This window comes from Pseudomonas sp. P7548 (genome assembly GCF_013386585.1).
In the GTDB taxonomy this organism is placed as follows: domain Bacteria; phylum Pseudomonadota; class Gammaproteobacteria; order Pseudomonadales; family Pseudomonadaceae; genus Aquipseudomonas.
The window spans coordinates 14,895-27,503 of sequence record NZ_JACARO010000091.1 but is presented as its reverse complement, the minus strand read 5'-3'; the positions used below and the strand labels follow the sequence as shown (position 1 = coordinate 27,503).

The 12,609-nt window shown below is 64.1% G+C and carries 15 protein-coding genes; 14 read left to right on the top strand and 1 reads right to left on the bottom strand.

The window, feature by feature from the left end:
* Positions 1–802: MFS transporter (locus tag HX803_RS28960; protein WP_256732963.1), on the bottom strand; the 802-nt coding region annotated here is incomplete at its 3' end.
* Positions 803–912: 110 nt separating this feature from the next.
* Here HX803_RS28960 and HX803_RS28955 point away from each other — a divergent pair.
* The 14 genes from HX803_RS28955 (at position 913) to phnP (ending at position 12,507) form a co-directional block, all read left to right on the top strand.
* Positions 913–1,821, top strand: coding sequence for a LysR family transcriptional regulator (locus HX803_RS28955; RefSeq protein WP_178925558.1), 909 nt, complete (start codon positions 913–915; stop codon positions 1,819–1,821).
* Between the two features lie 233 nt (positions 1,822–2,054).
* Complete coding sequence (phnC, locus tag HX803_RS28950) at positions 2,055–2,888, top strand: phosphonate ABC transporter ATP-binding protein (RefSeq protein ID WP_176998209.1); 834 nt, start codon at positions 2,055–2,057, stop codon at positions 2,886–2,888.
* Positions 2,889–2,920: 32 nt separating this feature from the next.
* Positions 2,921–3,922, top strand: a complete 1,002-nt coding sequence (gene phnD / locus HX803_RS28945; protein WP_178925557.1) for a phosphonate ABC transporter substrate-binding protein — start codon at positions 2,921–2,923, stop codon at positions 3,920–3,922.
* Between the two features lie 147 nt (positions 3,923–4,069).
* Positions 4,070–4,852 (top strand): phosphonate ABC transporter, permease protein PhnE, encoded by a 783-nt coding sequence (gene phnE / locus HX803_RS28940; protein WP_017136208.1) that lies wholly within the window; start codon positions 4,070–4,072, stop codon positions 4,850–4,852.
* A 36-nt stretch (positions 4,853–4,888) separates the two neighbouring features.
* On the top strand, positions 4,889–5,593 hold the full coding sequence (phnF, locus tag HX803_RS28935) for a phosphonate metabolism transcriptional regulator PhnF (protein ID WP_178925556.1): 705 nt from the start codon (positions 4,889–4,891) through the stop codon (positions 5,591–5,593).
* A 12-nt stretch (positions 5,594–5,605) separates the two neighbouring features.
* The gene (gene phnG / locus HX803_RS28930; protein ID WP_178925555.1) at positions 5,606–6,043 is read left to right on the top strand and encodes a phosphonate C-P lyase system protein PhnG; all 438 of its coding nucleotides are present in this window, start codon (positions 5,606–5,608) and stop codon (positions 6,041–6,043) included.
* On the top strand, positions 6,043–6,633 hold the full coding sequence (gene phnH / locus HX803_RS28925) for a phosphonate C-P lyase system protein PhnH (protein WP_178925554.1): 591 nt from the start codon (positions 6,043–6,045) through the stop codon (positions 6,631–6,633). Before phnG ends, phnH begins: the two co-directional genes overlap by 1 nt.
* A complete protein-coding gene (locus HX803_RS28920; protein WP_178925553.1) occupies positions 6,633–7,709 on the top strand; it encodes a carbon-phosphorus lyase complex subunit PhnI in 1,077 nt (358 codons plus the stop codon). Before phnH ends, HX803_RS28920 begins: the two co-directional genes overlap by 1 nt.
* Positions 7,702–8,544: an alpha-D-ribose 1-methylphosphonate 5-phosphate C-P-lyase PhnJ gene (locus HX803_RS28915; RefSeq protein ID WP_178925552.1), complete on the top strand. Its 843-nt coding sequence runs from the start codon at positions 7,702–7,704 to the stop codon at positions 8,542–8,544. Before HX803_RS28920 ends, HX803_RS28915 begins: the two co-directional genes overlap by 8 nt.
* Positions 8,541–9,341 (top strand): phosphonate C-P lyase system protein PhnK, encoded by an 801-nt coding sequence (gene phnK / locus HX803_RS28910; RefSeq protein WP_178925551.1) that lies wholly within the window; start codon positions 8,541–8,543, stop codon positions 9,339–9,341. The genes HX803_RS28915 and phnK overlap by 4 nt, the downstream gene beginning before the upstream one ends.
* Complete coding sequence (phnL, locus tag HX803_RS28905; RefSeq protein WP_178925550.1) at positions 9,338–10,060, top strand: phosphonate C-P lyase system protein PhnL; 723 nt, start codon at positions 9,338–9,340, stop codon at positions 10,058–10,060. Before phnK ends, phnL begins: the two co-directional genes overlap by 4 nt.
* The gene (locus tag HX803_RS28900; protein WP_178925549.1) at positions 10,050–11,195 is read left to right on the top strand and encodes an alpha-D-ribose 1-methylphosphonate 5-triphosphate diphosphatase; all 1,146 of its coding nucleotides are present in this window, start codon (positions 10,050–10,052) and stop codon (positions 11,193–11,195) included. The genes phnL and HX803_RS28900 overlap by 11 nt, the downstream gene beginning before the upstream one ends.
* A complete protein-coding gene (gene phnN, locus HX803_RS28895; RefSeq protein ID WP_178925548.1) occupies positions 11,195–11,767 on the top strand; it encodes a phosphonate metabolism protein/1,5-bisphosphokinase (PRPP-forming) PhnN in 573 nt (190 codons plus the stop codon). The genes HX803_RS28900 and phnN overlap by 1 nt, the downstream gene beginning before the upstream one ends.
* Entirely contained in the window at positions 11,758–12,507 is a 750-nt protein-coding gene (phnP, locus tag HX803_RS28890; protein ID WP_178925547.1) for a phosphonate metabolism protein PhnP, read from the top strand. Before phnN ends, phnP begins: the two co-directional genes overlap by 10 nt.
* Positions 12,508–12,609: the final 102 nt, after the last annotated feature.

Genomic DNA, 12,609 nt, shown 5'->3' with positions numbered 1-12,609 from the left:
CCCCATACGAGGCCGCAAACGCCCCCACCGCGCCGATAATCCCGAACGCCCCGGCCCACGCACTGCCCAAGTGCCACGGCCCGTTAGCCAGCAACCCCGCCAGGTTCACCCAGAATGCGTTGAAGCACGCCCACAACAGCGCCTGCACCATCATCGACTGGCGGATCGGGCTGTTGTCGCGCATCAATGGCCACAGTGAAGCCAGCAGGCGAGGGTAGGACAGGTTGCTGCTCGGCACGCCCGGTGGCAGCAACCTGGCCGCGATACACCACACCGGGATCATGAACGCCGCTTCCATCGCGTACACCGCGCGCCAGCCATAGACCTCGCCCACCACGCCGCTGATCGTGCGACCCAGCAGAATCCCCAGCATGATCCCGCTGACCACCGTGCCTACATTGCGCCCGCGTTCGTGGGGCTGGGACATCACCGCCGCGAACGGCACCAGGTGTTGTGGCACGCAGCTCACCATTCCTAAACCAAACGACGCGCCAATCAACGCCCCGATACTTGGCGCAAACGCCGCCGCCAGGGCAAAACAGAACGCCAGCGCGATCTGGCCCAGCACCAGCTTGCGCCGGTCAAAACGGTCGCCTATCGGCAGCAGTAGCGCTAGCCCGGTGGCAAAGCCCAGCAAGGCTGCACCCGCCACCAGATTGACCGTCGACACCGCCACGGCCATGTCCGAAGCAATCAGCGGCAACACGGGTTGAGTGCAATAAATGTTGGTGACCACCGCGCCGGCGATCACCGCCATCATGATGATCTTGCCTCGCGGCGGGGGACTCTCGGCTGTGCTCATGGCGTGCTCCATAGGGTTGCAGGGGATGAGTGGCCAACCTTACGCAGTCGCATTTATGTCGATAATCCCCTAGGATCGAGAATCATCCTTGCATAATTTGATAGAGCGCCATGAACCGTCTTGAGTCGATGTCCGTGTTTGTCGCAGTGGTGGAAGCGGGCAGCTTGTCGGCCGCCGCTCGCCAGCTCGACATGCCCCTGGCCACCGTCAGCCGCAAGGTGGCGGAGCTGGAAGCCCATCTGAAATCCCGCCTGTTGCACCGCACCACGCGGCAACTTTCGTTGACCGACGTAGGGGCTTCCTACCTGACGGCCTGCCGGCGCATTCTCGAAGACATCGGCGAAGCCGAGCGCGCGGCCACCGGCGAATACGCGCAGCCCAAAGGCGAGTTGGTGGTGACCGCGCCCATCGTCTTCGGGCGCCTGCACATCGTGCCGGTGGTGGCGGAATTTCTCGCGCAGTACCCCGAGATCAGCGTCAACCTGATGCTCACCGACCGCGTGGTGCATTTGATGGAAGAGCAGTGCGACGTGGCTGTGCGCATTGGTGAATTACCCGACAGCTCGCTCAAGGCGGTGCCCGTGGGCACGGTGCGGCGCGTGGTGTGCGCCAGCCCCCGCTACCTGAAAACTCACGGCGAACCGGCCAGGCCACAGGATCTGGCGGATCACAGTTGCATCACCTTCGACGTGCTCGCCTCGGTGGGCGCCTGGGTATTTGGAAGTGGCAAATCGGAACAGACCGTGCCCGTGCGTTCTCGGCTGTCGGTGAACACGGCGCAAGCGGCGATTGCGGCGGCGACGCTGGACGTTGGCATGATTCGGGTGTTGTCGTATCAAGTGGCGGATGCGCTGCAAAAGGGCGAGTTGCAGGTGCTGCTGCAGCCCTATGAGTCGGCCGCACTGCCCATCAGCCTGGTGCACAAAGGCCAGGCCCCGCTGCCATTAAAAGTGCGCGCATTCCTGGACTTCGTCACTCCGCGACTGCGCGCCCGCGAAGCCAACGCACACCCCCGGTAGGAGCCGGCTTGCCGGCGATGGCGGAATATCAACCACCTATTCGTCAACTGACCCACCCCTATCGCCGGCAAGCCAGCTCAAGGCTGCAGTGACCTTTCAACCTTTCACAAAACCTTCATCGAACCGACCCCCTGCAGTCATGTGCAAGTCATAGGGCTGACACAGCCCGCGCCTACTGTCGTTTGAACTCAACCGCAGCCACCTTTGGCTGTTCAAACAAGACAGAGAAGCCCATGACTCACGCTATCCATGTCGATCACTTGAACAAGACCTTTGCGAAGAAATCCGCACTGGTCGACCTCGAACTCACCATTGATGCCGGTGAGATGGTCGCGCTGATCGGCGCTTCCGGTTCCGGCAAGTCTACGCTGCTGCGCCACTTGGCGGGCCTGGCGTGCTGCGACAAGAGCAATGGTGGCAGCGTCAAGGTGCTGGGCCGGGAGGTGCAGGCCAGCGGACGGTTGAACGGCAAGGTACGGCGGTTGCGCGCAGACATCGGCTACATCTTCCAGCAGTTCAACCTGGTCAACCGCCTGAGCGTGCTCGACAACGTGCTGCTCGGCTGCCTGGGGCGCATGCCGCGCTGGCGCGGCAACCTCGGCCTGTTCAATGCCGAAGAGAAGGCCTTTGCCCTCGAATCCCTGGCCCGCGTGGGCCTGGCCGACCTGGCCGAGCAACGTGCCTCCACGTTGTCTGGCGGCCAGCAGCAGCGCGTGGCGATTGCCCGTGCGCTGACCCAGCGCGCCGAAGTGATCCTCGCCGACGAGCCGATCGCCTCCCTGGACCCGGAGTCGGCGCGCAAGGTCATGGAGATCCTCGCCGACATCAACCGCCGCGATGGCAAGACCGTGGTGGTGACCCTGCATCAAGTCGATTACGCCGTGCGTTATTGCCCGCGTGCCGTGGCGCTCAAGGGCGGGCGCATTCATTTCGACGGGCAGGGCAGCGCCATGAGCAGCCACTTCCTCAATGATTTGTACGGTGCCGATGTCGACACCAGCCTGATGTTTTCCGACCAGTCCCGCGCCACCGCCGCCACGCCTCGGCTGGCCCTGGCACGCGCTTGAAACCCTACTCACGACCCACAGGAATACCTTCCATGTTCAACCGTATCGGCCAAGTATTTTTGTCTGCCGCCTTGTTGGCCAGCGTCGCGATGGGCAATGCCTATGCGGCGGACAAGGCCATCAACTTCGGCATCATGTCCACCGAGTCTTCGCAGAACCTCAAGAGCATCTGGCAGCCGTTCCTGGATGACATGCACAAGAAGACCGGCCTGACCATCAACGCCACCTTCGCCTCCGACTACGCCGGCCTGATCCAGGGCATGCGCTTCAACAAGGTCGACGTGGCCTGGCTGGGCAACAAGGCGGCGATGGAAGCGGTGGACCGCTCCAACGGCGAGATCTTCGCCCAGACCGCCGCCGCCAACGGCGCTGCCGGCTACTGGAGCGTGCTGATCGTGCGCAAGGACAGCCCGATCAACAACGTCGACGACATGCTCAAGAACGCCAAGAACCTGACCTTCGGCAACGGTGACCCGAACTCCACCTCGGGCTACCTGGTACCGGGCTACTACGTGTTCGCCAAGAACAACGTCGATGCCGCCACCGCCTTCAAGCGCACCCTCAACTCCAGCCATGAAGTGAATGCCTTGAGCGTGGCCAAGGGGCAGTTGGACGTGGCCACCTTCAACACCGAAAGCTGGGACCGCCTGGAAGTCACCCAGCCGGACAAGGCCGCCATGCTCAAGGTGATCTGGAAATCGCCGCTGATCCCGGCTGACCCGATGGTGTGGAGCAAAGCCCTGAGCGACAGCGAGAAGACCAAGATCCGCGACTTCTTCGCCCACTACGGCGACACCGATGAAGAGAAGGCGGTGCTCAAGAACATGCAGTTGGGCAAATTCCTGCCGTCGAGCGACGACCAGTTGCTGCCGATCCGCCAGCTGGAGCTGTTCAAGCAGCGCACGATCATCAGCGCCGATGACCACCTCGAAGCTGCCGACAAAGCCAAGAAGCTCGCCGACATCGACGCTGACCTGGCCAAGCTGCAACAGCGCATCACTGAGCTCGACAAAAAGACCGCAGCCAACGGCTAACCCCCTGTAGGAACCGGGCTTTATGTGGGAGCGGGCTTGCTCGCGAATACGGTGTGTCATTCAACGCATCCAGCGACTGATACACCGCATTCGCGAGCAAGCCCGCTCCCACAGAGATCCAGTTCCCCCAGTTACCGAGAGTGATCCATGACAACTTTGCATGCAGAAGCAGTGGGCAAACGGACTTGGCCGCAATACCTCGGCTGGGGCCTGTTCCTGGTCCTGCTGGCCTGGGCCTGGCACGGCGCGGAAATGAACCCGCTGGCGCTGTACCGCGATTCCGGAAACATGGCGACCTTCGCCGCCGACTTCTTCCCGCCGGACTTCCACGAATGGCGCTCCTACCTCAAGGAGATGATCGTCACCGTGCAGATCGCCCTCTGGGGCACGGTGCTGGCGATTGTCTGCTCGGTGCCGCTGGGCATTCTCTGCGCCGACAACATCACCCCCTGGTGGGTCCACCAACCGCTGCGCCGGGTGATGGATGCCTTTCGCTCCATCAACGAAATGGTGTTCGCCATGTTGTTCGTGGTCGCCGTCGGCCTCGGTCCTTTTGCGGGTGTCTTGGCGTTGTGGATCAGCACCACCGGCGTGCTCGCCAAGCTGTTTGCCGAAGCCGTCGAGGCCATCGATCCAGGCCCGGTTGAAGGGGTACGGGCTACTGGCGCGAGTGCCTTGCAGGAAGTGATCTACGGCGTGATCCCCCAAGTGATGCCGTTGTGGGTGAGCTACGCGCTGTACCGCTTCGAGGCCAATGTGCGTTCGGCCACGGTGGTGGGCATGGTCGGGGCGGGCGGGATCGGCGTGATCCTCTGGGAAAACATCCGCGCCTTTCAGTTTGTACAAACCTGCGCGGTGCTGCTGGTGATCATCGTGGTGGTGAGCTGTATCGACGTGCTGTCCCAACGCCTGCGCAAGCAGTTCATCTGACGTCGGAGGGGTGCCCGCGCGGCGCTTTTTTTAAGCATGCAGTTGTCTAGACAAGAAGAGCCGGTGTACCGCGAACTCGCGGATATCCTGCGCCGTGAACTGAGCAGCTACAGCGCCGGCGATTTCCTGCCCGGCGAGGTGCACATGGCCGAGCGGTTTGGCGTCAATCGCCACACCCTGCGCCGTGCCATCGACGAGCTGGTGTTCGAAGGCAGCCTGTTGCGCCGCCAGGGCAAGGGCACCCAGGTGCTCGACCGCCCGCTGATCTACCCGATGGGCGCCGAGACGTCCTACAGCCAGTCGTTGTCGGCCCAGGGCGTGGGCGTGCAGGCGGTGTTGCTCAAGCGCCGCTACTGCTACGCCAGCCGTGATGAAGCGCTGCAATTGGGCATTGCCGAAATGGCACCGATGATCGAACTGCAGACCTTGCGCAAGCTCGACCACCAGCCCGTCAGCCTGATCCGCCATCGCTACTGCGCCAGCCGTGCGCCGTTGCTGGCGGAATACAACGGCGGCTCCCTGCGCCAATACCTGCGTGAGCGTGACTTGCCGCTGACCCGCACCCAAAGCCTGATCGGTGCGCGTTTGCCCAACCGTGATGAAGCCGCGCTGCTGATGATGCCTCGGCACTTGCCGGCCCTCACCGTTTTTACCCTTTCCCGCGATCGCGACGGCCGCCCGGTGGAGCTGGCGCAGTCCACCAGCCGCTCGGATCGCTTCCAGTACCAAGTGGTGACCTGAATGGAGACCGTGATGAGTTTGTCCCCGCGTCAGCATTGGATCGGCGTGTTAGCCCGCGCCCGGCTCAGTGAACTGCAACCCCATGAAGCGGCGTTGAAAGACGTCGAGTACCACCTGATCCGCGCCCCCGAAGTCGGCATGACCCTGGTGCGCGGCCGCATGGGCGGCGACGGTACGCCGTTCAACGTCGGTGAGATGAGCGTGACCCGCTGCGTGGTGCGCCTGGCCGATGGCCGTACCGGCTACAGCTACCTGGCCGGGCGCGACAAGGTGCATGCCGAACTGGCGGCCCTGGCCGACGCCCACCTGCAAGGCAGCCAGCCGAGCATCTGGCTCAGCGACCTGATCACCGCGCTGGCCAATGCCCAGGCCAGTCGCCGTGCGCAAAAGGAAGCCGATACCGCTGCCACCAAGGTCGAGTTCTTCACCCTCGTGCGAGGAGAAAACTGATGAATGCGCAACTGTTGCAACCGGCCTTCGTTGACCCGGTGCTGGACGCCCAGCGCGGTTTTCGCGCGGCCCTCAAGGCCCTGGCCGAACCCGGCCTGATCCAGCACCTGGCGTGCGCGCCACAGCTCGATGGCCTGGCGCCCGCCACCTACGCCCTGTGCCTGGCCTTGCTGGATGTGGACACGCCGCTGTGGCTGGCGCCGAGCTTCGACACGCCGCTGATCCGCGCCAACCTGGCGTTCCACTGCGGCTGCCCGTTCACAGCAAACCGCGAAGACGCGGTGTTCGCCTTGCTTGGTGAGCACGACCTGCTCGACCTCGGTGGCTTCGACCACGGCAACGACCGCTACCCCGACCAGTCCTGCACCGTGCTTGTGCAGCTCACTGACCTGGAGTCCGGGCGCGGCCTGCTGTGGCGTGGCCCGGGCATCAAGGCCCAGCGCCAGGTGCACCTGCCGGTGCCCCAGGCGTTCTGGTTGGAACGCCAGCGTCGCGAAGCCTTCCCCCGTGGCCTGGACGTGCTGTTTGCCGCTGGCCACCACTTGATCGGCCTGCCGCGCAGCAGCCGTGTCGCAGAGGAGCGCACCTGATGTACGTAGCCGTCAAAGGTGGCGAACAGGCCATCGACAATGCCCACCGCCTGCTCGCTAAAAAACGCCGGGGCGACACCGCGATTCCCGAACTGAGCGTGAGCCAGATCCGCGAGCAACTGCCGTTGGCCGTGGCGCGGGTGATGACCGAAGGTTCGCTGTTCGACGAAGAACTCGCCGCGCTGGCGATCAAGCAAGCGGCGGGCGACCTGGTGGAAGCGATCTTCCTGCTGCGCGCCTACCGCACCACGCTACCGCGTTTCAGCCCGAGCCTGCCGATCGACACCTCGAAGATGCTGTTGAGCCGGCGGTTGTCGGCCACCTTCAAGGATGTGCCGGGCGGCCAACTGCTCGGCCCCACGTTCGACTACACCCACCGCCTGCTGGATTTTGCGCTGTTGGCCGAAGGCGAATACCCCGGCCCGCAGACCACGCCCGAAGCGCGCATCGACGCCTGCCCACGGGTGCTCGGGTTGCTCGCCAAGGAAGGCCTGATCAAGCACGAAACCGACGACAACGCCAGCGTCGCCGACATCACCCGCGACCCGCTGGAATACCCGGCCAGCCGTGCCGAGCGCTTGCAAGCGCTGGCCCGTGGCGACGAAGGGTTCCTGTTGGCGCTGGGGTATTCGACCCAACGTGGCTACGGCCGCAACCACCCGTTTGCCGGTGAGATTCGCATCGGTGACGTGGAGGTGTGGATCGACCCGCAAGAGCTGGGTTTTCCCATCTGCCTGGGCAGCATCGAAGTGACCGAGTGCGAGATGGTCAACCAGTTCGTCGGTTCGGCCACGGAGCTGGCGCAGTTCACGCGTGGCTACGGGTTGGCGTTCGGGCATGCCGAGCGCAAGGCCATGGGCATGGCGCTGGTGGACCGCTCGCTGCGTGCCGGGGAATACAACGAAGAAGTGGTGTCGCCGGCCCAGCGTGAAGAGTTCGTGCTGGCCCACTGCGACAACGTCGAGGCGGCCGGTTTTGTATCGCACCTCAAATTACCGCACTACGTGGACTTCCAGTCCGAACTGGAACTGATCCGCAAACTGCGCCAACCGGCCGAGGGTTCGAGCCATGAATGACGCCGCCTACAACTTCGCCTACCTCGACGAACAGACCAAGCGCATGATCCGTCGCGCCTTGCTCAAGGCCGTGGCGATCCCCGGTTACCAGGTGCCGTTTGGTGGCCGCGAGATGCCCTTGCCTTACGGCTGGGGCACGGGCGGCATGCAACTGACAGCCGCAATCCTGGGTGAGGATGACGTGCTCAAGGTCATCGACCAGGGCGCCGACGACACCACCAACGCCGTGTCGATCCGCCGCTTTTTTGCGCGCACGGCCGGCATCGCCACCACCGAAGCCACGCCCGAGGCCACGGTGATCCAGACCCGCCATCGCGTTCCGGAAACGCCCCTGCAAGCCGGCCAGATCATGGTCTACCAGGTGCCGATTCCCGAGCCGCTGCGCTTTATCGAGCCGTCGGAAACCGAGACCCGCACCATGCATGCGCTCAACGATTACGGGGTGATGCACGTCAAGCTCTACGAAGACATCGCCACCTTCGGCCATATCGCCACCAGCTATGCGTACCCGGTGATGGTCGACGAGCGCTACGTGATGGACCCGTCGCCGATCCCCAAATTCGACAACCCCAAGCTCGACATGAGCCCGGCGCTGATGCTGTTCGGCGCGGGCCGTGAAAAGCGTTTGTACGCTGTGCCCCCTTACACCGAGGTCACCAGCCTGGATTTTGAAGACCATCCCTTCGAAGTGCAGAAGTGGCAACACAACTGCGCCATCTGCGGCAGCCATGATTCGTTCCTCGATGAGCTGATTCTCGACGATGCGGGCACCCAGAGTTTTGTGTGCTCTGACACGTGGTACTGCGCCCAGCGCGTTCTGGAGAACAACCAATGAGTCAGGTTCTTTTGAAGCAAAAAGCCGGCGCACCGCTACTGCAAGTCCGTGACCTGTCCCTGTTGTACGGCCCGGAGAAGGGCTGCCAGGGCGTGAGTTTCGATCTGTACCCCGGTGAAGTGCTGGGCATCGTCGGCGAGTCCGGCTCGGGCAAGTCCACGTTGCTCTCGCTGCTGAGCGGTCGCTTGCCACCGCAAGCGGGTTCGATTGGCTACCGCAGCAAGGACGGCGAATGGCTGGACTTGTACAGCGCCAGTGAAGCCGAACGCCGTACGTTGTTGCGCACCGAATGGGGCTTTGTCGAGCAGAACCCTCGTGACGGTTTGCGCATGGGCGTGTCGGCCGGGGCGAACATCGGCGAGCGCCTGATGGCCCAGGGCGTGCGCAATTACGAGCAACTGCGCGGTGCCGGTCTTGATTGGCTGAGCCAGGTGGAAATCGACCCGCAGCGCATCGACGACTTGCCACGCACCTTTTCGGGCGGCATGCAGCAGCGCCTGCAGATCGCCCGCAACCTGGTGTCGAGCCCGCGTCTTGTGTTCATGGACGAACCGACCGGCGGCCTGGACGTGTCGGTGCAAGCGCGCCTGCTCGACCTGCTGCGTGGCCTGGTGCGTGAGCTGGACCTGGCGGTGGTGATCGTCACCCACGATTTGGCTGTTGCACGCTTGCTGGCCGACCGCCTGATGGTGATGCGACGTTCGCGTGTGGTGGAAACCGGGCTCACCGACCAGATCCTCGACGATCCACAGCACCCTTACTCTCAACTGCTGGTGTCTTCGGTATTGCAGCCATGACGAATGCTCTGATCGAGGTCCGTGACCTCTCGAAAACCTTCACCCTGCACCAGCAAAACGGCGTGGTGCTCAACGTGCTGCGCGGCGTCGAGTTCAGCGTGCAGGGCGGTGAATGCCTGGTGCTGCACGGCCAGTCCGGCGCCGGCAAAAGCACCTTGTTGCGCACGCTGTACGCTAACTACCTGCCGGCCGGTGGCAGCATTCGTGTACGCCATGCCGGTGAGTGGCTGGAGCTGGTGGGCGCCCAGCCGCGTGACATTTTGCAGGTGCGCCAGCAGACCCTGGGTTACGTCAGCCAATTTCTGCGGGTGATCCCACGGGTGGCTTGCCTGGACGTGGTGATGGAGCCGGCCCTGGCGCGCGGCTGGTCCAAGGCCAATGCGCAGTCACGCGCCGAACACCTGCTGACTCGCCTCAACATTCCGCAACGCCTGTGGCAACTGGCGCCCGGCACTTTCTCCGGGGGCGAGCAACAGCGCGTCAACATCGCCCGCGGCTTCATGGTGGCCTGGCCGGTAATGCTGCTCGACGAACCCACCGCGTCCCTGGACGACAACAACCGCCAGGTGGTGTTGGAACTGATGAACGAAGCCAAGGCGGCCGGCGCGGCGCTGATCGGCATCTTCCACGACCGCGCCGCCCGTGAGGCGGTTGCCGACCGCCATTTCGACATGACCCCAACGCCTGTTGCCCAAGAGGAATACGCCCATGCCCGCTGAACAGATCCTCAGTAATGCCCAGATCGTGACGGCTGATCGCATGTTCCTGGGTTCGGTGGTGCTGCGTGGCGGCAAGATCGTCGATGTCGCCGAAGGCCGCAGCCAGTTGCCCCAGGCCCAGGACCTGGAGGGTGATTTCCTGTTGCCGGGGCTGGTGGAGTTGCACACCGACAACCTGGAAAAACACATGACCCCGCGCCCGGGTGTGGATTGGCCGTCGATCTCGGCCGTGCTCAGCCATGACGCACAGATCATCGCGGCGGGGATCACCACGGTGTTCGACGCGGTGTCCATTGGCGATGTGAACCCCAAGGGCAACCGCATGAAGAAACTGCCGGCGATGCTCGATGCCATCGCGTCGGCGGAAGACGCCGGCTTGACCCGCGCCGAGCACCACCTGCACCTGCGTTGCGAGCTGTGCCACCCGGACACCCTCAGCGTGTTCCGCGACCTGGTGGAAAACCCGCTGGTGCGCCTGGTCTCGGTGATGGACCACTCGCCGGGCCAGCGCCAGTTCGTGCTCGAATCCAAGTACCGTGAGTACTACATGGGCAAGTACCACCTGAACGATGAAACCATGGACGCGTTCATCGTGTTGCAGATGGCCAACTCTCGGGAGTACAGCGACCGTTATCGTGCCGCGATTGTTGCGCATTGCCTGGAACGCGGCCTGTCGGTGGCCAGCCATGACGATGCGACGCTGGCCCATGTCGAGGAGTCGGCAGGCTATGGCATGACCATCGCCGAATTCCCGACCACGCTGGAGGCGGCCAAGGGTTGCCAGGCGCTGAACATGAAAGTCTTGATGGGCGCGCCGAACGTGGTGCGCGGTGGGTCGCACTCGGGTAATGTGGCCGCCGCTGGCCTGGCGGCTGAGGGATTGCTGGATATACTTTCCAGCGACTATTACCCGGCCAGCCTGTTGCAGGCGGCGTTTGTGCTGGCCGACCAGCAGGACGGCGGCGACCTGTCGCGGGCGGTCAAGATGATTAGCCTGGCACCGGCGCAAGCGGCGGGCCTGGCGGATCGCGGTGAAATTGCCATCGGCCTGCGCGCCGACCTGGTCCAGGCCCGCAGCCGTGAAGGGCTGCCGGTGGTGCAACAAGTGTGGCGGCAAGCGAAGAGGGTGTTTTGATGGCAGGCAGGTTGATCTATCTCATCGGGCCATCCGGTTCGGGCAAGGACAGCCTGCTGGATGCCGCCCGCCCGCGCTTGGCCGAGCGCGGTTGCCGCATTGTGCGCCGCGTGATCACCCGCTCGGCGGAGGCGGTGGGCGAAGCGGCGCAGGGTGTGAGCCCGGAGCAGTTTGCCGCGATGGAGGCTGAGGGCGCGTTTGCCCTCAGCTGGCACGCCAATGGGTTGTCGTATGGCATCCCCCGTGAGATCGACGATTGGCTGGCGGCGGGGGAAGACGTGCTGGTCAACGGCTCGCGGGCGCACCTGGGGCAGACCCGCGCGCGCTACCCGACGTCGCTGGTGCTGCTGCTGACGGTTGACCAGGCAGTGTTGCGCCAGCGATTGATCGCGCGTGGGCGTGAGTCGCTGGCGGATATCGAAGCGCGCCTGGCGCGCAATGCCCGTTTCACTGCCGAGCTGATCGCCGGCCATGGCGCGGGTTTGTTTGTGCTGGACAACTCCGGGCCGCTGGAACACAGCGTCGAGCGTCTGCTGTGCTGCCTGAACCACGGACATTCGGCATGCGCCTGACCTTGTTGGGTACCGGCGATGCGCGGCAAGTCCCGGTGTATGGCTGCGAATGCGTGGCCTGCGCCATGGCCCGCCAGGATGCCAGCCTGCGCCGCCGACCGTGCAGCGCGCTGATCGAGTGTGGTGACCAGCGCTGGTTGATCGACAGCGGCTTGCCTGACCTTACCGAACGTTTCCCGCCGCGCAGTTTCAACGGGATTTTCCAGACCCACTACCACGCCGATCACGCCCAGGGCCTGCTGCATTTGCGCTGGGGGCAAGGGCTGGTGATTCCGGTGCACGGGCCGGCGGACCCGGAGGGCTTATCCGACCTCTACAAACACCCGGGCATCCTGGATTTCAGCCAACCTTTTGCCGCGTTCGAAACGCGGCAGTTGGGTGAGCTGACGGTGACGGCGTTGCCGCTGGAGCATTCCAAGTTGACCCTGGGTTACCTGCTGGAGGGGCAAGGGCGACGCATTGCCTACCTCACCGACACGGTCGGCCTGCCGCCAGACACGCTCGCCTGGTTGCAACGCGAACCGCTGGACGTGCTGGTGCTGGACTGCTCCATGCCGCCCCAGCCGCAAGCGCCGCGTAACCATAATGACCTGACGCTGGCGTTGCAGAGCATCGAGCAGACCGGTGCGAAACTCGGCGTGCTGACCCATGTGGGGCACACGCTGGATGCGTGGTTGGTGCAGCACCGCTCAACGCTGCCGCGCCACGTCACCGTCGGTTGGGATGGCCGTATCCTCTAGGGCAGGTCCACCGCCATCGCCGGCAAGCCGGCTCCTACCGTTCAAAGGCGCTGCGAAGCCTGCGTAGGCGCTGGCTTGCCAGCGATAGCGGTAGACCAGGCA

Excerpts from the sequence above, each read along its gene's own strand:
- HX803_RS28955 (WP_178925558.1), top strand. The coding sequence starts at position 913 with ATGAACCGTCTTGAGTCGATGTCCGTGTTTGTCGCAGTGGTGGAAGCG.
- phnC (WP_176998209.1), top strand. The coding sequence starts at position 2,055 with ATGACTCACGCTATCCATGTCGATCACTTGAACAAGACCTTTGCGAAG.
- phnD (WP_178925557.1), top strand. The coding sequence starts at position 2,921 with ATGTTCAACCGTATCGGCCAAGTATTTTTGTCTGCCGCCTTGTTGGCC.
- phnE (WP_017136208.1), top strand. The coding sequence starts at position 4,070 with ATGACAACTTTGCATGCAGAAGCAGTGGGCAAACGGACTTGGCCGCAA.
- phnF (WP_178925556.1), top strand. The coding sequence starts at position 4,889 with ATGCAGTTGTCTAGACAAGAAGAGCCGGTGTACCGCGAACTCGCGGAT.
- phnG (WP_178925555.1), top strand. The coding sequence starts at position 5,606 with ATGAGTTTGTCCCCGCGTCAGCATTGGATCGGCGTGTTAGCCCGCGCC.
- phnH (WP_178925554.1), top strand. The coding sequence starts at position 6,043 with ATGAATGCGCAACTGTTGCAACCGGCCTTCGTTGACCCGGTGCTGGAC.
- HX803_RS28920 (WP_178925553.1), top strand. The coding sequence starts at position 6,633 with ATGTACGTAGCCGTCAAAGGTGGCGAACAGGCCATCGACAATGCCCAC.
- HX803_RS28915 (WP_178925552.1), top strand. The coding sequence starts at position 7,702 with ATGAATGACGCCGCCTACAACTTCGCCTACCTCGACGAACAGACCAAG.
- phnK (WP_178925551.1), top strand. The coding sequence starts at position 8,541 with ATGAGTCAGGTTCTTTTGAAGCAAAAAGCCGGCGCACCGCTACTGCAA.
- phnL (WP_178925550.1), top strand. The coding sequence starts at position 9,338 with ATGACGAATGCTCTGATCGAGGTCCGTGACCTCTCGAAAACCTTCACC.
- HX803_RS28900 (WP_178925549.1), top strand. The coding sequence starts at position 10,050 with ATGCCCGCTGAACAGATCCTCAGTAATGCCCAGATCGTGACGGCTGAT.
- phnN (WP_178925548.1), top strand. The coding sequence starts at position 11,195 with ATGGCAGGCAGGTTGATCTATCTCATCGGGCCATCCGGTTCGGGCAAG.
- phnP (WP_178925547.1), top strand. The coding sequence starts at position 11,758 with ATGCGCCTGACCTTGTTGGGTACCGGCGATGCGCGGCAAGTCCCGGTG.